At 71.2% G+C, this 19689-nt stretch carries 18 protein-coding genes and 2 pseudogenes; 9 read left to right on the top strand and 11 right to left on the bottom strand.

Translation table 11 applies throughout. The features are described from left to right. The first annotated feature begins 308 nt into the window (after positions 1-308). From G6048_RS01695 to G6048_RS01730, 9 genes and pseudogenes are all read left to right on the top strand, one after another. Complete coding sequence (locus tag G6048_RS01695; RefSeq protein WP_165337595.1) at positions 309-1001, top strand: response regulator; 693 nt, start codon at positions 309-311, stop codon at positions 999-1001. Between the two features lie 137 nt (positions 1002-1138). Then, complete coding sequence (gap, locus tag G6048_RS01700; protein ID WP_165337596.1) at positions 1139-2167, top strand: type I glyceraldehyde-3-phosphate dehydrogenase; 1029 nt, start codon at positions 1139-1141, stop codon at positions 2165-2167. 431 nt (positions 2168-2598) lie between these two features. Continuing rightward, positions 2599-3951, top strand: coding sequence for a sigma-54-dependent transcriptional regulator family protein (locus G6048_RS01705; RefSeq protein ID WP_165337597.1), 1353 nt, complete (start codon positions 2599-2601; stop codon positions 3949-3951). Between the two features lie 41 nt (positions 3952-3992). After that, the gene (locus tag G6048_RS01710) at positions 3993-5513 is read left to right on the top strand and encodes an aldehyde dehydrogenase family protein (RefSeq protein WP_165337598.1); all 1521 of its coding nucleotides are present in this window, start codon (positions 3993-3995) and stop codon (positions 5511-5513) included. A 41-nt stretch (positions 5514-5554) separates the two neighbouring features. Further along, positions 5555-5884, top strand: a pseudogene (locus tag G6048_RS50820) (DUF779 domain-containing protein); the annotation flags it as partial. Between the two features lie 66 nt (positions 5885-5950). Next, positions 5951-6991, top strand: a complete 1041-nt coding sequence (locus G6048_RS01715; RefSeq protein WP_206341049.1) for a zinc-dependent alcohol dehydrogenase — start codon at positions 5951-5953, stop codon at positions 6989-6991. A gap of 48 nt (positions 6992-7039) precedes the next feature. Continuing rightward, positions 7040-8155 carry an NAD(P) transhydrogenase subunit alpha gene (locus G6048_RS01720; protein WP_165337600.1) on the top strand — a complete coding sequence of 372 codons (1116 nt, stop codon included), beginning with the start codon at positions 7040-7042 and terminating at the stop codon, positions 8153-8155. After that, positions 8152-8484: an NAD(P) transhydrogenase subunit alpha gene (locus G6048_RS01725; protein ID WP_165337601.1), complete on the top strand. Its 333-nt coding sequence runs from the start codon at positions 8152-8154 to the stop codon at positions 8482-8484. The genes G6048_RS01720 and G6048_RS01725 overlap by 4 nt, the downstream gene beginning before the upstream one ends. A gap of 5 nt (positions 8485-8489) precedes the next feature. Further along, positions 8490-9908, top strand: a complete 1419-nt coding sequence (locus G6048_RS01730) for an NAD(P)(+) transhydrogenase (Re/Si-specific) subunit beta (protein WP_165337621.1) — start codon at positions 8490-8492, stop codon at positions 9906-9908. Positions 9909-9997: 89 nt separating this feature from the next. Here the strand turns inward: G6048_RS01730 and G6048_RS01735 are convergent, their stop codons facing one another. The 11 genes and pseudogenes from G6048_RS01735 to G6048_RS01785 all read right to left on the bottom strand — a co-directional run. Then, positions 9998-11476: a hydrogenase large subunit gene (locus tag G6048_RS01735; RefSeq protein ID WP_165337602.1), complete on the bottom strand. Its 1479-nt coding sequence runs from the start codon at positions 11474-11476 to the stop codon at positions 9998-10000. Positions 11477-11479: 3 nt separating this feature from the next. Then, positions 11480-13201, bottom strand: coding sequence for a proton-conducting transporter transmembrane domain-containing protein (locus G6048_RS01740; protein WP_235989412.1), 1722 nt, complete (start codon positions 13199-13201; stop codon positions 11480-11482). Further along, positions 13201-13896 carry a hypothetical protein gene (locus G6048_RS01745; RefSeq protein ID WP_165337603.1) on the bottom strand — a complete coding sequence of 232 codons (696 nt, stop codon included), beginning with the start codon at positions 13894-13896 and terminating at the stop codon, positions 13201-13203. Before G6048_RS01745 ends, G6048_RS01740 begins: the two co-directional genes overlap by 1 nt. Next, positions 13896-14861, bottom strand: a complete 966-nt coding sequence (locus tag G6048_RS01750) for a respiratory chain complex I subunit 1 family protein (protein WP_165337604.1) — start codon at positions 14859-14861, stop codon at positions 13896-13898. Before G6048_RS01750 ends, G6048_RS01745 begins: the two co-directional genes overlap by 1 nt. Continuing rightward, complete coding sequence (locus tag G6048_RS01755) at positions 14858-16903, bottom strand: proton-conducting transporter transmembrane domain-containing protein (RefSeq protein WP_165337605.1); 2046 nt, start codon at positions 16901-16903, stop codon at positions 14858-14860. The genes G6048_RS01750 and G6048_RS01755 overlap by 4 nt, the downstream gene beginning before the upstream one ends. Further along, complete coding sequence (locus tag G6048_RS01760; protein WP_165337606.1) at positions 16900-17382, bottom strand: NADH-quinone oxidoreductase subunit B family protein; 483 nt, start codon at positions 17380-17382, stop codon at positions 16900-16902. Before G6048_RS01760 ends, G6048_RS01755 begins: the two co-directional genes overlap by 4 nt. A 150-nt stretch (positions 17383-17532) precedes the next feature. Beyond that, on the bottom strand, positions 17533-17883 hold the full coding sequence (locus G6048_RS01765; protein WP_206341030.1) for an ArsR/SmtB family transcription factor: 351 nt from the start codon (positions 17881-17883) through the stop codon (positions 17533-17535). A gap of 261 nt (positions 17884-18144) precedes the next feature. Then, on the bottom strand, positions 18145-18564 hold the full coding sequence (locus G6048_RS01770; RefSeq protein WP_165337608.1) for an anti-sigma factor antagonist: 420 nt from the start codon (positions 18562-18564) through the stop codon (positions 18145-18147). A 22-nt stretch (positions 18565-18586) separates the two neighbouring features. Then, positions 18587-19021, bottom strand: coding sequence for an ATP-binding protein (locus tag G6048_RS01775; RefSeq protein WP_165337609.1), 435 nt, complete (start codon positions 19019-19021; stop codon positions 18587-18589). Continuing rightward, positions 19021-19428, bottom strand: coding sequence for a pyridoxamine 5'-phosphate oxidase family protein (locus tag G6048_RS01780; protein ID WP_165337610.1), 408 nt, complete (start codon positions 19426-19428; stop codon positions 19021-19023). The genes G6048_RS01775 and G6048_RS01780 overlap by 1 nt, the downstream gene beginning before the upstream one ends. After that, positions 19425-19689 (bottom strand): annotated as a pseudogene (locus tag G6048_RS01785) (hypothetical protein); the annotation flags it as partial. The gene G6048_RS01780 and the pseudogene G6048_RS01785, both read right to left, overlap by 4 nt.

Raw genomic sequence — 19689 nt, forward strand, 5'->3', positions numbered from 1 at the left:
CCGTGTCCGAAACGGGACCAGCGGGCCGCGGACGATTGCGCCGACCCTCACCCTGAGCCTCACGACAGGGCTGCCGCGACTCCAGGGGCCGATGGTCCCGATCCGGACTGCTTGGCCCTGTCGGCCAGGGCCCGTCCGTCCCACACAGCATTCGGCACCGCCACAGGGGAAACCGCCACAAGGGAAAGGGCCGATCGGCCCTGGCCCTTCGGCCCGGAATCCCGCAGGATCTCTCACAGGGAGGACCGGTCCCGCCCACCAGGCGGATTCCGGCGCGGGAGACAGACGACGCAGGACAGGAGCCGTCGATGACGGACAGCGAGCAGCCCACCCCCAAGACCGCGATCCGGGTCTTTCTGCTGGACGACCACGAGGTCGTACGGCGCGGGGTGCACGACCTGCTGGACGACCAGCCGGACATCACCGTGGTCGGCGAGGCCGCCAATGTCGAACAGGCTCTGGTGCGAGTGCCCGCCCTGCGCCCGGACGTCGCCGTGCTCGACGTACGCCTGCCCGACGGCGACGGCATCACCGTGTGCCGGGAACTGCGCTCGCGTATGCCGGAGCTGGCTTGTCTGATGCTGACCTCGTTCGACGACGAAGAGGCCCTGCTCGACTCGATCATGGCCGGAGCCTCCGGCTACGTGCTCAAGCAGATCCAGGGCTCGGACCTGGTCTCCGCCGTCCGCACGGTCGCCGCGGGCCAGTCCCTGCTCGATCCCAGCGCCACCACCCGGCTGATGGCCCGCCTGCGCAACGACCAACAGAAGGAAGAGGAACCTGACGCGCTGCCCGGCCTGACCAGCCGGGAGCAGGAGATCCTCGCGCTGATCGGCGAGGGGCTGACCAACCGCCAGATCGGCCAGCGGCTCTACCTCGCCGAGAAGACCGTCAAGAACCACATCTCCCGGCTACTGGCCAAGCTCGGCGTGGAGCGCCGCATCCAGGCCGCGGTCATCGCCACCCAGGTCCAGGAGCGGCTCAAGCACGACAGGGCCTGACAGTCCGTACGGGGCATCGAGGTCCGCCGGGCCGAACGTCCCTCACCTGGCCCCCGGACGGCCCAAGCCCGATCCGATCCCCTGCCAGCAGGCTGGCAGCGCACACCAGAAGCGGATCGATCGGGAGGACTACGGACATGAGCGTGCGCGTGGGCATCAACGGCTTCGGCCGCATCGGACGCAACTACCTGCGCTGCGTACTGGAGCGCGCGGAGACCGGGGCGGGCACGCCCGTCGAGGTGGTGGCCATCAACGACATCACCTCGCCGACGGCCCTGGCCCACCTCCTGGCGTACGACTCGACGTACGGCCGCCTCGGCCGCACCGTCGAGCACGACGACGACTCGATCACCGTGGACGGGCATCGCATCGCGGTGACCGCCGAACGCGACCCGGCTGCGCTGGCCTGGGGCGACCTCGGTGTGGACGTCGTCATCGAGTCCACCGGTCGCTTCCGCAGCCGCGAGGACGCCGGACAGCACCTGAAGGCCGGCGCGCGCAAGGTGCTGCTGTCCGTGCCGGGCAAGGGAGTTGACGCCACGATCGTCATGGGCGTCAACGAGAGCACGTACGACCCCGACCGGGACCATGTGGTCTCCAACGCTTCGTGCACCACCAACTGCGTGGCGCCGATGGTGAAGGTGCTCGACGAGCAATTCGGCATCGACAAGGGGCTGATGACCACCATCCACGGCTACACCAACGACCAGGTGGTTCTCGACGGGCCGCACAAGGATCTGCGCCGCGGCCGCACCGCCGCGGTGAACATCATCCCGACCAGCACCGGCGCCGCCCGCGCGGTCGGCCTGGTCCTGCCGGAGCTGTCCGGCACCCTGGACGGCATCGCCGTACGCGTGCCGGTCGAGGACGGTTCCCTGACCGACCTGACCCTGGTGCTCGACCGGCCCGTGAGTGCGGACGAGATCAACGCCGCCTTCCGGGAGGCCGCCGACGGGCCGCTGAAGGGCATCCTGCGGGTGTCCGACGCCCCGATCGTCTCCCGCGACGTCGTCGGCGACCCCGCCTCCTGCGTCTTCGACGCCCCGCTCACCCAGGCCCACGGAAACCTCGTGAAGGTGTTCGGCTGGTACGACAACGAATGGGGATACACCAACCGGCTCCTCGACCTCACCGAGTACGTCGCCGCCCGGCTCCCGCAGAGCTGACAGACCGACAACCGACAGGCGGCATGGGGCCGCCGGACCGGACACCGAAGCCGGTCGGCGGCTCTGTGCCGTCGCGCAGTTCGCTCTCTGGGGGGTGCTGTCGCCGTCCCTGGCGGTACTGATCGTGGACCGACGCCAAGGCCGCGAGCGGCAGCTCACGATCGGCGGGGTCGTCCTCGGTGCCAGCGCGCTCGGCCGGTGCACGTCGGCCATGACACCGACGTCGGCGCCAACGCCCTCGCCCTGCGCGACCTGCCTGCCCGCTCCTGCGTCCGTACCCGACCCCGCACTCGGTGGGGCGGCCCGTGCGCCATGGCCGAAGGCCCAAGCGTCCCTGGCACAGGGGCCGTTCGGCCCCTGCACCCTTCCCCGGATGCGGGTGAGGCTGGTGCGACCGCACTGGACGAAGACACGTGGGAGGTGCTGGCCGCATGGATGCTTCCACCGTTACCTCGGCATCCGCGCTGCGCTCCGCGCACGAGCGGTTCCTGACCTCGCTCGGAACGCCGGAGGGTGTGCGGCGCTTGGTGGCCGACTCGTGGCAGCGCTGCGCGGCGCGCGGCGTACAGCCCGACGGCAGCCGTCTGCCGCCGCTGCGCGGGACGGCCGAACAGCTGGCGGCCTACCGGCGTACCCACCCGCTGGTCGCGGTGCTCCCCTTGTTCCGGGAGCTGTTGGGAGCCGGTGCCGCGGACGACGGTCACGTCTTCGCGGTCGGTGACACCGACGGCACTCTGCTGTGGGTCGAGGGCGACACCGCGGCTGTGGAGCGCGCCGAGCGGATGCACTTCGCCGAGGGCGCCGTGTGGTCCGAGGCACAGGCCGGGACCAACGCCCCCGGACTGGTACTGGAGTTGGGCCGGCCCGTCCAGATCGTGGCCGGCGAGCACTACAGCGCCGCCGCGCACGGCTGGTCGTGTGCCGCCGCCCCGGTACGTGATCCGGGCACCGGCCGGGTGCTCGGTGTCGTCGACCTCTCCGGCGGCGGCACCATCGCCGCGCCCCCTGCTCTGGCCGCGGTACGGGGTGCCGCGTTGGCGGCCGAGGCAGAACTCGCCCGCAAGCTGACCGCGCCGGCGGTACTGCTCGGTCCCGACGGGCGCGTGGTGCGTACGCAGGACGCGTCCCGCCCGGGACGGGACGGCGCCGTACATCTGATGGCGCTGGGCCGGGACAGCGCACTGCTGGAGTGTGACGGGAGAGTCCACCGACTGAGCCCGCGGCACAGCGAGATCGTGGTCGCGCTCGCCCTGGAGGGCCGCGGCGTGACCGGCGACCGGCTCGCGGTGGACCTGTCGGAGCGGGAGCTGTCCCCTTCGACGCTGCGGGCCGAGCTGACCCGGCTGCGCACGGCGCTCGGCCCCGCCCTGCTCGGGTCACGGCCGTACGCACTGCTGAGCCCGGTGCGGACCGACTTCGCCGACGTGACCGCGCTGCTCGCCGAAGGACGGGTGAGCGAGGCGCTGGCCGGCTACCCCGGTCCGCTGCTGCCGCGCTCCGACGCGCCGGTCGTCGTGGAGCAACGGCGGGCCCTGGAACAGCAGTTGCGCGGTGCCGTCCTCGGCAGCGGCGACGCCCGGCTGCTGCGCCGCTGGGTGGACGCGGCCTGGGGAGCCGACGACGCCCCCGCGTGGCAGGCGCTCGCCCGCGCGCTGCCGGGCGGTTCGCCGCAGCGCGCCGCAGCGGCGGCCCGGGCCCGCGCACTGGACACCGAGTCGTCTCTCCTTCCCCGACTGCCGCAGGTCCGACGGCATGCAGCGTTGCTGCAGCGTTCCCGGTCCTAGCGTGCTGAACATCACCACAATCCTCACGAAAGGTGACGATCATGACCTACGAGGCTCCGGGCAGGCAGGGCAGTCCCGTCGACGTCGCGCCCCGGTACGAGAACTTCATCGGCGGCAAGTGGGAGGCGCCCACCACGGGTGAGTACTCCACCAACCTGTGCCCCGCCACCGCCAAGCCGATCTGCGAGGTCCCGAAGTCAGGACCCGAGGACATCGAACTCGCCCTGGACGCAGCCCACTCCGCAAAGGACAAGTGGGGCGAGGCGTCCACCACGCAGCGGGCCGCGGTCCTGAACGCGGTCGCCGACGCCATCGACGCGCACCGCGAGGAACTCGCCATCGCCGAGAGCTGGGACAACGGCAAGCCGGTCCGCGAGACACTCGCCGCCGACATCCCGCTCGCAGCCGATCACTTCCGCTACTTCGCGGCCGCGATCCGCGCCGAGGAGAGCTCGATCACCGAGATCGACAAGGAGACCATCGCCTACCACTTCCATGAGCCGCTGGGTGTCGTCGGGCAGATCATTCCGTTCAACTTCCCGCTGCTGATGGCCGCGTGGAAGCTGGCCCCGGCGCTCGCCGCCGGCAACGCCACGGTGATCAAGCCCGCGTCGCCGACCCCGTGGTCGATCCTGAAGCTGATGGAGGTCATCGGCGACCACCTGCCGCCGGGCGTCCTCAACGTCGTCAACGGCCCCGGCGCCCAGATCGGCAAGGCGCTCGCCACCAACAAGCGCATCGCCAAGGTCGCCTTCACCGGCGAGACCACCACCGGCCGCCTGATCATGCAGTACGCGGCGCAGAACATCATCCCGGTCACGCTGGAGCTGGGCGGCAAGTCGCCGAACATCTTCTTCAACGACGTGGCCGCCGAGGACGACGACTTCCTGAACAAGGCCGTCGAGGGACTCGTGCTGTACGCGTTCAACAAGGGCGAGGTCTGCACCGCTCCGTCGCGCGCCCTCATCCAGGAGGACATCTACGAGGAGTTCATGGCCCGCTGCCTGGAGCGCATCCGCGCCATCAAGCAGGGCGACCCGCTCGACCCCGCCACCATGATCGGCCCCCAGGTCTCCCGGCAGCAGGTCGAGAAGATCGCCTCGTACGTCGAGATCGGTCTGAAGGAGGGCGCCGAACTGCTCGTCGGCGGCCACCGCCCCGCCCTCGGCGGTGAGTTCGCGGACGGCTACTTCTACGAGCCGACCGTCCTCAAGGGCCACAACAAGATGCGGGTCTTCCAGGAGGAGATCTTCGGACCCGTCCTCGCGGTCACCACCTTCAAGGACGAGGCCGAGGCACTGGAGATCGCCAACGACACGCTGTACGGCCTCGGGGCCGGCGTGTGGGGCCGCGACACCAACCGCAACTACCGGATGGGCCGCGCCATCAAGGCCGGCCGAGTCTGGACGAACTGCTACCACCAGTACCCGGCGGGTGCCGCGTTCGGTGGCTACAAGGTCTCCGGCATCGGCCGCGAGACGCACAAGATGATGCTCGATCACTACAGCCAGACCAAGAACCTCCTGGTCAGCTACGGCACCAAGCCGCTCGGGCTGTTCTAGCCGAGCCAGCGATTCCAGCGGATCCGAAAGGGTGCACCGACATGCCCGCGAGGCTAGTGAACGGCAACTCCGGGCGCATCACCGCCACCCGGGCGGCGCACCGGGCCATCAAGGCCCTGCGCGCCGCCCACGGCCGGCCGGTGATGTTCGTCCAGTCCGGCGGCTGCTGCGACGGCAGCGACCCGATGTGCTTCCCCGGCGGCGAATTCGCCCTCGGCGACGGCGACATGATGCTCGGCGTCCTGGACGGCGGCACCTTCCACATCGACGCCGACCTGTACGAGGCACTCGGCCGCCCGCGCTTCGTCCTGGACGTCGAAGAGGGCACACCGGGCGGCTTCTCCCTCGCAGCAGGGGACGGGCTGCGTTTCGTCACACGGATCGAGGACCCGGCAGAGAGCCGGCTTCCGGCATACAGCCCAGTTGAGGAGCAGATCATGAAGGCAGCAGTCGTCACTCACCTGGGGAAGCCCCTGGAGATCCAGGAACTCCCCGTCCCCGAACCCGGCCCCGGCCAGGTACTCGTCCGTATGGAGGCTTCCGGCCTCTGCCACACCGACATCCACGCGGCCCACGGCGACTGGCCGGTCAAGCCGCAGCCGCCGTTCATCCCCGGACACGAGGGCGTAGGCCCCGTGCAAGCTGTCGGCGAAGGCGTCAGCGCCGACCTGGTCGGCTGGGGGCACCGCCCGGACGGAGTCTGGGGGAGGGTCGCCATCCCGTGGCTCGGCTCGTCCTGCGGCACCTGCCGCCACTGCGTCTCCGGCTGGGAGACCCTCTGCGAGAGCCAGGTCAACTCCGGCTACTCCGTGGACGGTTGCTACGCCGAGTACGCCGTGGCCGACGCGGGCGCCGTCGTCCCGGTCCCCGACGGCGTGTCGTCGTTCGACGCGGCGCCGCTGACCTGCGCCGGCGTCACCACGTACAAGGCGATCAAGGTCGCGCACGTGGTGCCGGCCGAGCGGGTCGCCGTCTTCGGCGTCGGCGGCCTCGGCCACCTGGCCGTCCAGTACGCACGGCTCGTCGGCGGCTTCGTCACCGCCGTCGACCTCGAACCGGACAAGCTCGGCCTGGCCCACAAGCTCGGTGCCGACCAGATCGTCAACGCCCGTACGCACGATCCGGTCGAGGAGATCAAGAAGGCCGGCGGCGCGGACGTGGCCGTCGTACTGGCCGCCTCGCCCAAGGCGTTCGAGCAGGCCTACCGGTCCCTCAACCGGGGCGGGCGCCTGGTCATGGTCGGCCTGCCCGCCGACAACGCGGCGATCAACGTGCCGATCTTCGAGACCGTGCTCAGCGGGATCTCCGTCATCGGCTCCATCGTCGGCACCCGCCAGGACCTCGCCGAGGTGTTCGCGCTGCACGCCGCCGGACGCACCCAGGTCATCGCCGAACCGCGGCGCCTGGACCAGGTCAACGAATCCTTCGACGAGGTCCTCGGCGGACGGGCCGAAGCACGGCTCGTCTTCGAGTTCTGAGAGTTCCGTGGCCCGGCACCACCGGGTCACAGAGAAAGGCAGCAGATCATGGGAACCCTCACCATAGGTGCCGTACGGGAGCGAGCGCCCGGCGAACGCCGTGTCGCCCTCGTCCCCGAGGCCGTAACCCTCCTGCGCCGAGCCGGACTTGCGGTCCTGATCGAGACCGGCGCCGGCTCCGGTGCCTGGTTCACCGACGCCGAGTACACCGACGTCGGCGCGACCGTCGTACCGCCGGACGAGTTGTACGCGCGTGCCGACGCCGTGCTGTGTGTCGGCCCGCCGGACGTGGAGACGGCTCAGGCCCTGCGCGCCGGGCAGACACTGATCGGCCTGCTCGAACCACTGCGCAACCCCGCCCTGGCCGAGGAACTGACCGGACGCGGGGTGCGCACGGTGAGTCTCGACCTGCTGCCGCGCACCCTCAGCCGCGCCCAGTCCATGGACGCGCTGACGTCCCAGGCCAGTGTCGCGGGCTACAAGGCGGCACTGGTGGCGGCGGACTCGTACGACCGGTTCTTCCCGATGCTGACCACCGCGGCGGGCACCATGCGCCCGGCGCAGGTCCTCGTCCTCGGTGCCGGAGTGGCCGGGCTGCAGGCGATCGCCACCGCCCGCCGCCTCGGTGCCGTCGTCTCGGCGTACGACGTACGCCCCGCATCGCGAGGGGAGGTGGAGTCGCTCGGCGCCCGGTTCCTCGACATCCAGAGCCCGTCGAACGGGAAACCGGGGGCCGGACAGGGCGGCTACGCACGGGAGTTGACCGAACAGGAACAGCGGGCCCAGCGGGAGGCGCTCGACGCGCACATCGCCCGCTCCGACATCGTCATCACCACGGCCCAAGTACCGGGTCGCAAGCCGCCGTTGCTGGTGACCGCCACCGCTGTAGAGCAGATGAAGCCCGGCTCGGTCGTCGTCGACCTGGCGGCGAGCGAACTCGGCGGCAACGTCGAGGGCACAGAGCCCGACAAGACCACCGTCCTCGACAACGGGGTCACCCTGATCGGTGCCGGACGCCTGCCCTCCGCGATGGCGACCGCCGCGTCCACGGCGTACGCCCGCAATCTCGTCGCGTTGCTGCGACACCTCGTGCGCGACGGCCAACTGGTCCTCGACCCGGCCGATGAGATCACGGCCGCACTCCTGGGAGGAGCGTCATCATGAACAACCTCGATCTCCTCACCGCGGTCACCGTCTTCGTGCTGAGCGTCCTGGTCGGCATCGAGGTCATCAGCAAGGTCCCGGCGACCCTGCACACACCGCTGATGTCCGGCTCCAACTCCGTGCACGGCATCGTCGTCATAGGCGCGATGCTGATCGCGGCCGAGGCGCACAACTGGATCGGCTACGTCCTCGCCTTCGTGGCCATGGTGTTCGGCGCCATGAACGTCGTCGGCGGATACGTGGTCACGGACAGGATGCTGGAGATGTTCCGGGCCAAGCCGACCCCCGAGAAGCCCGTCACGGAATCACAAGAGAAGGCGGGGGTGTGACCGTCATGGACACCGTCTCCAACGCCGTCCACTACATCTTCCTGGCCGCGGCCGCCTGCTTCGTGATGGGCCTGCACCTGATGAACCACCCGCGCACGGCTCGCCGCGGCAACACCCTCTCCGCCGGGGCCATGGCCCTCGCGATCGCCGCCACCGTCTGGCTGGTCACGGACGAGAACGTGATCAGCCGGACCGGCTGGCTCGTGCTGATCTCGGGCGGCGTCCTCGGGGCGGCACTCGGTCTGTGGGCCGCCCGCGAAGTGCAGATGACCGCCATGCCCCAACTGGTCAGCCTCTTCAACGCCGTCGGCGGCGGAGCGGCAGCGCTCATCGCGGTGGGCGACCTGCTCCAGGCCGACCACCCGGCCGCCCTGGGCGCACGGGTCTCCCTGCCCGGCGCCCTGGACATCGTCATCGGCGCGGTCACCTTCTCCGGCTCGCTGATCGCTGCGGGCAAGCTGCAGGGCGTCGTGTCCGGCGCTCCGGTGGTCTTCCCGGGTGCACGGCTGCTCAACGTCCTGCTGCCGACCTCCTTCGTCGCCGGCACGGTCTGGCTGGTGCTGGCACCCGACAGCCAGGTCGCGTTGTACGGACTCGTCGTCGTGGCGCTGCTCTTCGGCGTGACGATGGTGCTGCCGATCGGTGGCGCGGACATGCCGGTGGTCATCGCCCTGCTGAACGCCTTCACGGGTTCCGCCGTCGCGATGGCCGGCTTCGTCCTCGACGAGACCGCGCTCATCATCGCGGGCATGCTCGTCAGCGCCTCGGGCGGCATCCTCACCAAGCTGATGGCCGACGCCATGAACCGGTCCATCGCCAACATCGTCATCGGTGGCTTCGGCACTGGCGACAGTGCTCCGGCGACGGCCGGCGCGGGCGGGGCATCCGCCCAGGTCCGCCCGGTCTCCGCGGACGACGTGGCGATCCAGCTGGCGTACGCGCGCAAGGTCATCTTCGTGCCGGGATACGGTCTGGCCGCCGCCCAGGCCCAGCACGAACTCGGCGCCCTGGCCCAGCTGCTCACCGACCACGGCGTCGACGTCAGCTACGCCGTCCACCCGGTGGCCGGCCGCATGCCCGGACACATGAACGTGCTCCTGGCGGAAGCCAACGTCCCCTACACGCAGCTGAAGGAGATGGACGACGTCAACCCCGAGTTCCTGCAGGCCGACGTCGCCCTTGTCATCGGCGCCAACGACGTCACCAACCCGATCGCCCGCCGCCCCGGCAACGCGATCTCGGGCATGCCGATCCTCGACGTCGACAAGGCCAAGAGCATCGTCGTCATCAAGCGCTCGATGGGCCACGGCTACGCGGGCATAGACAACGAGCTCTACACCGACCCGAAGACCGGGATGTTCTTCACCGACGCCAAGAAGGGACTGTCCGAACTGAAGGCCGCAGTGGGGGAGTTCGTCGGCTGACGCACAACTACTGGCCACACGAATACTTGAGCCCTCGCGGAAGGCGCGAGGGCTCAAGTGATGTCCGGTTCAGTCGGGTTCCTGACCGGTCACAGATCGTTGCCCGCGTAGGAGAGATTGAAGCTCTTGTTGGTCAGCGGGAAGTCCGGGACGATCGTGTCGTTCAGGGCGACGGGCAGCGCGGGCCAGTTGAAGAAGGACGGGTCGACGGGCTTGACCCGCTTGAGGGTGCCGTCGGCGGCGAGCTCGACGCGGGTGGCGATGGTGCCGCGCCAGCCTTCGACGAGGCCAACGCCGCTGAGGGGGCCTTCCCCGGGCACCGCGGTAGGGCCCAGAACCGCGCCGGTCGAGACGCGGTCGGTGAGTTCCCGGATCAGGGTGAGAGAAGCGTCGATCTCTTCGGCCCGGACCAGGAAGCGGGCCAGGACGTCGCCACCGGCGTGCACGGGGACGTGACCGGGTTGCCCGTGCGGGGTGAAGGGGTGGGCGATCCGGGCGTCCTGGGCCAGGCCGCTGGCGCGGGCGACGTAGCCGAGGCAGCCGATGTCACGGGCGGCCTCGGTGCGCAGGATGGCGGTGCCGGTGAAGCGGTCGTGGACGGTGGAGTGGCCGAGCGCCAGCCGGACGATCTCGCGGATGTCGTCGCCGACGGCGTCCAGTTGGGTGGGGCTGGGCAGGGTGCGCAGGGCGCTGCCGCCGGGGACGACGCCGCCGCGTAGGAGTCGGTGTCCGGTCACCGTGTCGTTGAGGCGTAGGAGTTGTTCGCGGACGCGCTGGGCGTGGGCGTTGAGGATGCCGTATCCGACGTCGTTGCAGAGCATGCCGAGGTCGGCGACGTGGTTGTGGAGGCGTTCGAGTTCGAGCAGCAGGGCGCGGGCGCACTGGGCCTGCTCGGGTACGGCCGTGCCGGTGGCCTCCTCGATGGCCAGGCAGTAGGCGAGGGCGTGGCCGACGGCGGTGTCGCCGCTGATGCGTTCGGCCAGCGGCAGCCCGGCCGCCACCGAGCGCCCCTGGAAGAGCTTCTCGATGCCCTTGTGCACGAACCACAGGCGGGCCTTGAGTTTGAGGATGGTCTCGCCGACGACGGAGAAGCGGAAGTGCCCGGGTTCGATGATCCCGGCGTGGACGGGGCCGACGGGGATCTCGTAGACGCCGTCGCCGGTGACTGCCAGGAAGGGGTACGGGCCTTCCTGCTCGCCGAAGGCGGGCGGGTCCCCGGCGTCGGGATGCATCGGGTACCAGCCCCTGGGCCAGTGGAAGTGGCGTACCAGGCGGCGGGGCTGCGGGTGGTCGAGGGGGACGATGCCGTGCAGGTCGTGCATCTCGCGTTCGAACCGGCCGGCGGGGAACGAGAGATGGGCCAGGCTGGGCACCTCGGGCCGGGTGGGGTCGAGGCGTACATGGAGTTCGATGCGGGTGTCGGGTGGTCCGGAGACGAAGAGGTGGACCAGGCGGACGGCGTCGGCGTCGTGGTGTGCGGCGATCAGGGCCAGGCGGTGTCCGTCGCGCAGCAGCGCTTCGGCCTGCTGGGGCAGTTCGGCGGCGGGGACGTCGTGCACGGTGCGCATCGGTCAGGGCCTTTCGAGGACGGCGGCGGCCTGGGAGAGCAGGTCGCCCAGCGGGCCGGTGGCGATGCCGAGTGCGGCGCAGGCCGCCAGGCCCACAGTGAGGGGCCACAGGGCGGACGGGCTGTCCTGGACGGCCGTAGCCCCGGTGGGGGCGGGTCCCAGCAGCATGCGCGCGGTGCGGGTGGCCAGGGCGGCGAAGGCGATCAGGACCAGCAGGAGGGCGGCGGCCATGGCCCAGCCCAGTCCCGCTCCCGCGGCGAATCCGGCGCGGGCGATGCCCAGTTCGGAAGCGAAGAGGCTGAACGGCGGAAAGCCCAGCAGTGCGACGACTGCGAGCCCGAACACCGCCCCCAGCCACGGTGATTGAGCGAGCAGACCGCTCACTCGTCCGATCTCCGACGTACCGCGCAGCTGCAGAATCCGGCCCGACGCGCAGAACGCGGTGGCCTTGGCCAGCCCGTGCCCGGCGATGTGCAGCAGCCCGGCGGCCAGAGCGAGCGGGCTGCCCACGGCCGCGGCGAGAGCGATCAGGCTCATGTGCTCCATGCTCGAATAGGCCAGCATCCGCTTGTAGTCGCGCTGGGCCAGCAGCAGGGCGGCGGCGAGCGCGAGGGTCAGCAGCGCGATCCCGGCCAGCAGGACGCGGGTGAAGTCCGGGCCGAGGGCGGCGTCCGCGATGACCCGGTAGCGCAGGATGGCGGCGAAGGCGACGGACAGCAGGACGCCCGACATCAGCGCGGAGACTGGGGCGGGGGCCTGGCTGTGTGCGTCGGGCAGCCAGGCGTGCAGCGGCACCAGGCCCGCCTTGGCACCGTAGCCGAGGACGACCAGGGTGATGCCGAGCCGGGTGACCGCCGGGTCGAGGCGATCGGCACGGGCAACCAGGGTGGGCCAGTCCAGCGCCCACGCCTCGGCGATGCCGGCCTGCCGGGCGGCGTAGTAGAGCAGGACGGTGCCGAGGAAGGCGAGCGCGATCCCGGCCGAGCAGATCACCACGTACTTCCACGCGGCCTCCACGGACGTACGGGTGCGGCGGTGCCCGACCAGGAACGCCGTGACGATGGTGGTGGCCTCGATCGCCACCCACAGCACGCCGAGGTTCGCGGTCACCACGGCCAGGCACATCGCGCCCAGGAACGCCTGGACGAGGACGTGGTAGTTCCCCCAAGCTCTCGACTGCTCCCCCACTCTCGGCTTCTCCCCCACTCTCGAATTCGCTCGAGCGGGGGGACCCCCATGAGCAGGGGGGACCCCCATCACGGTCCGGCCCGTAGCCCGGTCGGTGGCCCGCTCGCCCGCCAGGTAGGCGGGTGCCGAGGCGCACGCGATGAACGCGACGGCACCGACGACCAGCAGCATCCATGCGGTCAGCGCGTCGGCCCGCAGCAGGCCGGAGTACGCGGACACAGGCCCGTCGTCGATGACGTCCGCGGCCAGCAGCGCGCCGCAGGCCAGGATCACCAGGGGGGAGGCCAGGCCGGCCCAGTCGCGGGGATGTCGCCGCGCTGGACTGATCGTCGGCGCGACGGCCGGCATGGGTGCGGCCGCCCGACCGCCTCCCGCGGCTACGGGCTCCAACGGTCGCTGGACGGTGGACACTTCGGCAGCCTGCCGCCCCGCGCGTAGGCCGCCGAGCGTGTAGGCGCCCGCGAGGGCCAGAGGTGCGGCGGCGGGCGCGGTGAGCAGGAGCGCGGTCATCGCGGGCTCTTGAGAAAGATGCAGCATCAGTCGTGCAGCTCCCGCAGGTCGTCGATGTCGGTGGTGCCGAACGCCTCCCGCACCCGCACGGTGAGCAGCTGCAGCACCAGCACGGCGAGCAACACGTCGAAGGAGACGCCGAGTTCGACGATGAGCGGCACGCCGGAGGTGGCCAGGAAGGCGGTCGCGGTGATGCCGTTGTCCAGCAGCAGGAACCCGACCACCTGGGCAAGCGCCCGGCGCCGGGTCACCAGCACGAAGAAGCCGATCAGTACCACGGCCAGGCCCACCGGCAGGGCACGGGTCGCCGGGGTCGGGTCCAGTTCGACCAGAGGGCGGGCGACCGCGTAGGAGAGGAGGGTGAGCGCGGCGGCGGTCAGCAGCGAGGCCGCCACATTCACCAGCGGCTGCGTCTCGCGGGCCTCGCCATGCCCGCCGCCATGCCCGCCGTCCTGTCCGGCGACGAGCACGGCCAGGGCCCGCCGGATCAGATACGGCAGCAGCCCGGCCCGCAGTGCCCCGATGCCCACCGCGACCACGAGCAGGTCCCAGCGGTCCTCGTGCAGCCCCAGCAGCAGGGCGATCGTCGCGAGCGCGAGGCCCTGCAGGGCGAAGAGCCGGACGATCGCGGCGAGTTCACGTCGCCACAGCACCACCACGGCGGCCAGCAGGAACGCCCCGCAGGCCAGATTGAGCAGCTGGCTGAACAGACTCTCGCTCATCACTGTCCCCCCTCTCCGCCCAGGAAGTACGAGGCGGTCACGGCCAGCAGTGCCAACAGGAAGGACCCGGCGAGGAGTTCGGGCACGCGGAACAGCCGCAGTTTGGCCCAGAACACCTCAGCCGCCGCCAGCACCGTCCCCAGCACCGCCACCTTGAGCACCACCAGCAGCAGGGCCAGCAGCACGGCCGCGAGCGAGGAGGCACTGGTGGCGATCCCCCACGGCGCGAACAGCGAGGCCAGCAGTCCCAGCAGCACGGTCAGCCGCAGCTGCGCACCGAACTCGACCAGCGCCAGGTCCGGGCCCGCGTATTCGAGGACCATGGCCTCGTGGACCATGGTCAGCTCCAGGTGGGTGGAGGGATTGTCCACCGGCAGCCGCCCCGTCTCGGCCAGCACCGCCACCGAGAGCGCGGCGATCGCCAGCAGCCCGGCCGGAGAGGTGAGGCGTGCGGGCTCGTCGGCCGCTCCGGCGACGATGACGGGCAGGTTCGTCGACCCGGCCGGAATCGACAGCGCGAACACCGCCATCAGGATGGTCGGCTCCACGAGCGCGGCGATGGTCATCTCCCGCGAGGCGCCCATCCCGCCGAACGCGGTGCCGGTGTCCAGCCCCGCGAGCGCCAACGCCACCGTGCCCAGCGCCAGCAGCGCCACCACGACGATCAGATCCGCCCGCCCCCGCACGGGCGACTCCGTGGAGATCAGCGGCACCAGCACGGCCAGCACCAGCGAGGTGGCCACCAGCACAAGCGGCGCCCACCGGAACGCCGGGCCCGTTCCGACCGGAGTGATCGGCTCCTTGCGCAGCAGCTTGCGCACGTCCCGCCACGGCTGGAGCACCCCGGCTCCGGCCCGCCCCTCCAGACGCGCCCGGGTCTGCCGCATCAGACCGGTCAACAGGGGCGCTCCGGCCACCACCGTGCCCACCTGGAGGACGATCGCCGCGTATCCGACCGGGTTCACCAGCCCACCACCAGCACGACAAGCAGAGTGATCAGCCCGACGAAGCCGTAGCCGAGATACGTGTGCACGCTGCCGCCCGCCAGCCTGCGCGCCGACTGCCCGGCGGCGGCCAGCAGGTCGAGGACCGGCTGGTACAGGCGGTGCTCGATCCGGTCGGGCACCCGGTTGCGGAACTCCACCCGCTCCACGAGATACGCCGACTCGCGCACCGGCGTGACGTCCACGTCCTGCTCCGGCGCCAGCATGTCGTCGAAGACCCGCTGCAGCGGCTCGGCGAACGAGGTGGCCGTATAGGCCATACGTGGTGTCGGCGCCCCGCCCCCGCAGTCCCACAGCCTCGCCTGCGTACGTCGCTGCCGGCGCCGCGTCGCCCAGCCCACGGTCCCCATGACCGCACCGAGTGCCACTACCAGCGCCGCGAGGACCCACAGCGGGGACAGCGTGGCGGACACCTCCTCCAGGCGCACCCGCAGCCCGCCGCCTGCGACCGGCCGCGTCCCGGTGTGCCCGGCCGCCGCAACCGTGCGGTCCAGGCCTTCGCCCAGCAGCCCCGGCACCAGGGCCAGAGCCGCGCACAACGCGGCGAGCAGGCCCATGCCGACCAGCATGAGCAGCGGCGACTCCTTGGCCGCTGCGGCCTGTTCGCCGCGCGGCTGGGCGAAGAAGCCCACGCCGAGTGCCTTGACGAACACCGCCGCCGCAAGCCCCGCCGACAGGGCGATCACCGCCACCGCGAGCGGCAGCACGATCGCCGTGGTCACGCCGGGCACTTCCAGGCCGTGGATCATCGACTGCAGGAGCAGCCACTCGCTGATGAACCCGTTGCCCGGCGGCAGCGCCACCGCGCCCAGCGCGCCGACCGCGAACAGCCCGGCCGTGAAGGGCATCCGGGCCCGCAGCCCGCCGAGCAGGTCCAGGTTCCGCTCCCCGGTGGCCCGCAGCACCGAACCCGCGGCCCCGAACAGCAGGGCCTTGAACGCCGCGTGGTTGACCACGTGCAGCAGCGCGGCCGCCAGGGCCAGCCCGGCCAGCGCCTCATTGCCGACGTGGGCGAACAGCCCGGCCGCCCCCACGCCGAGTACGACGAGCCCCATGTTCTCGGACGTCGAATAGGCCAGCAGACGCTTGAGGTCCGAGGCCATCGCCGCCTGCAGGATCCCGTACACCGCCGACAGCCCGCCCATGGCCATTACCAGCAGCCACCACCAGGCCGGCCCTCCGCCCAGCAGATCGGACCCGACTCGCACCAGCCCGTAGATCCCGAGGTTGACCATGGCCGCACTCATCAACGCCGACACCACACTCGGGGCTTCGGGATGCGCCCTCGGCAGCCAGGCGTGCAGCGGCACGAGACCCGCCTTCGAGGTGAAAGCCACCGCCGTCAGTACGAAGACCAGCCCGCGCATGGTCGGCGAGATCCCGGTGGTGCCGGCACGCAGGGCCGCGAAGGTCTCGCCTCCGGCCTGAGCGGCGTACACCATGAGACCGGCCAGCAGCAGGACGAGCCCCAGGTGGGTCATCACCGCGTACCAGACGCCCGCCTGCCGCACGGCGGGCCGGGCCCGGTGCTCGGCCAGGACAAGCAGCAGCGAGGTGAGCGCCATCAGCTCCCACAACAGCAGGAACGTCGACACCGAGGCCGCCGCCGGCACCAGCAGCAGACTCAGCGCGAACAGCGGCAGCACCGCTTGGGCGCCCCGCGAGCCGAGGCCGTGCGACCCATGCGATCCGTGCCCGGTCACATAGCCGATGCCGTAGACCGCCACCGCCGCCACCACGGCCCCGGCCACCGCCATGAACAGGCCCGACAGCGCGTCCACTGCCAGATACGTACCGGCCAGCGGCAGCAGCCCGGGTACCTCGGCCGACCAGCCGCTTCCGCCCAGTGCAGCCACCCCCGCTGTACCACCGGCCACCCCCACACCCGCCGTCAACACACCCACCACCCAGCCGCGCACGCGCTGCGGCAGGACCAGCCCGGCCGGCGCGCCCGCCACACCCAAAGCGGTGGCCGTCGCGAGGGCGGCCGGAATCAGGCTCACCGTCCGGTCACTCTCCTCAGTGCAGCCACGATCTCGTCCGGCCGCGGCGGGCAGCCGGGTACCGCCAGATCCACCGGTACGACATCGGAGACGGCGCCCTCGACGCCGTACCCGCCCGCGAACTCCCCGCAGTTGATCGCACAGTCCCCGACCGCGACGACCAGCCGCGGCTCGGGCATCGCGGCGACCGTGCGGCGCAGCGGCTCGGCCATGTTCCGGGTCACCGGCCCCGTCACCAGGGCCACGTCCGCGTGCCGGGGCGAGGCCACCAGCCGGGCGCCGTAGCGCTCGGCGTCGTACACCGGATTGAAGGCCGCAGCGATCTCGATCTCGCAGCCGTTGCAGGACCCGGCGTCCACGCAGCGCACCTGTACCGAGCCGCCGAACTCCCGCGCCTGAGGGGGGACGCCACCCTCCGGGCGCGGTGGAGCGGGCTCGGCCACCTGCCCGGTGTCCCGGATCTTGCGCAACAGGCCCATGAACCCTCCCTGACACGGTGAGGACTTGTCTACAGGTGTCCAACAGGCACCTGCGACCGGAGTTACGGCACTCGGGGGCGAAGGCGGCCGCCTCCCGCGCCACGGAGCGCTGTCAGCTCCCGGGAGGCGGCCACCGATTGAGGGCCGGCGTTACGACGGCGGTTTCGCCTGCGTCTGGGCGGCCTGAAGGTCGGCGAGCAGTTCGGCCTGGCCGGCGAGCACGCCGGACAGGATGGTGCGGGCGACCCTGAGCAGCTCGGCGATGTGCGGGCTGGTCAGCGAGTAGTACACGGTCGAGCCCTCCTTGCGGGTCACCACCAGGTTCGCCCGGCGCAGCACCGCGAGCTGCTGCGACAGGTGGGCCGGCTCGATCCCCACCTCGGGCAGCATCTCCGCTACCGCGTGCTCGCGCTCGCTCAGCAGCTCCAGGACCCGGATGCGCGCGGGATGGGCGATCGTCTTGAAGAACTCGGCCTTCAGTTGGTACAGCGGCGTGCTCATGGTGCCGTCCCCTCCCCGGCGGAGCAGTACGGCCGTATTGGCTGGTCCTCGGCGCATCGCATCCACCCTTCCCCACCCTTCGGGCGGGGGGACCCCCATCTCGCTTCGCTCGTCACACACATGCGGCCCATCCTCGCCTGCGGCGGCGGCCGCGCCGAATCCGCGCACGAGAACCGAACCGCCCGGAATCAGCAGTGACGACCTCGGCAATTGCTAAGTTTAGCAACTCCATACGTGATGTGAGGAAGGCTTGCGTGAGAGTTATTCCGCTGCGTGGCGCGAGTGTCTCCGACCGGGAGCTGTCGTCCGCCACTCGAGGCGGCCCTCCTGCGCCTCGCCGTGCCGTGTGCTGTGTGAGGTGAGCGCGCCGACCAGGTCGGCATGCACGGGGATGGGCGGGCAGTCTCCGTCGGGGACGAGGGAGCCGTCGGCGGGGATCGCGGCCAGTTCCAGGCTGCGGTCGGCTGCGGCGAGGCGGCGTGCGGCGTCGGTGATCGCCAGCTGTCCCTCGGCCGACCAGCCGCGCAGTCCGGTCAGGTCGACGATGACCGGGCCGGTCCCGCGTCCCACGACCCAGCCGACGGCGCCGGCGAAGCGGCGAACGGCGTCCGGTCCCAGGTATCCGGAGACGGACAGGATGCCGAGGTCCTGTTCGACGGTGTAGCGCCACTCGATGGTCATGGTCGTCAACTTCCTTGCGCGGTCAGCCTGTTCGGTCAGAGTGGAAGGGTGATCTGCCCTTGCCGTCGACGTCGGCCCGGACGACCGCGGTGCCGCCCAGGCCGAGGGTGAGCTCCATGACGGTGGCCAGACCGCCCGCCCCCGTGCCGGTGTCGGTGACCGACGCGTTCAGCGAGGGCTGGTGGGGGTGGCGGTCGTGCACGGCGAAGGCCAGACAGTCCGCGCCCGCCGCGTAGATGACGGTCACCTGCGGGGAGAGCGCCGCGGCGTGCCGGACGCTGTTGGTGACCAGCTCGCTGAGTATCAGCAGAGCCGGGCCGACCGTCGGGTGGCGCAGGCTTATGCCCCATCCGGCCAGGGCCCGCTCGGCGGTCTCCCGGGCCGTGCGGACCGCGGACGGCGTCGCGGGCAGCGTGAGCACATGCCGGTGAGGCAGGGCTTCGAGCCGGGTACCCATCACGCCTCCGCGCGGGCGAGGCGGAATCCGCTCACCGTCTTGGGGTGCAGGCGCAGCAGCGTGTCATGCGGGCCGTGTGTCCAGCCGGCGAGAGTGCGTTGGTAGTGGGCGGCCTCGTCGGGATCGGTGATCACATCGACCGGTCCGGAGACGGTGACCGTCCAGCCGGTGCCACCCACCACTCGGATCTCGTCCACGTGATACGTCACCGTCGCCGGGACCGCGGCGGCCGGCGCGGGCGTGCGCACCACCAGCCGCCCGAACTCCCGCGTGTGCCGACCGGGCCGTACGACGGTCAGGTCCCGCTGCGTGTACACAAGCCGCCCCAGGAAACTGCCCTCCAGCAGCCACAGGGCCTCGGCACCGGAGACCTCGACCATGCGCGGCGATGCGGGCGGAGTGCTCATCCGACGGTTTCCTCTGTTTCCTCGCGGACGGCGGTCCGGGATTCCTGGGCGGGGAGAAGCGGCAGGACACCGGTGCACTCCAGGTAGGTGCGCGCTCCCCGGATCGCCTCCGGCGTGCTGTCGTACTCGCTTCCCTCCAAACGCAGCAGCTCCAACACGCCCATGGATTCCAGGACTTGGCGCTGTCCCGGACGGATCCCCGAGGTCAGCCTTGGCCTGGCACAGCGGAACGGACACGACCCCTCGGCTTCCCCGACCTGT

Source organism: Streptomyces ureilyticus (assembly GCF_011045025.1).
GTDB lineage: Bacteria > Actinomycetota > Actinomycetes > Streptomycetales > Streptomycetaceae > Streptomyces > Streptomyces ureilyticus.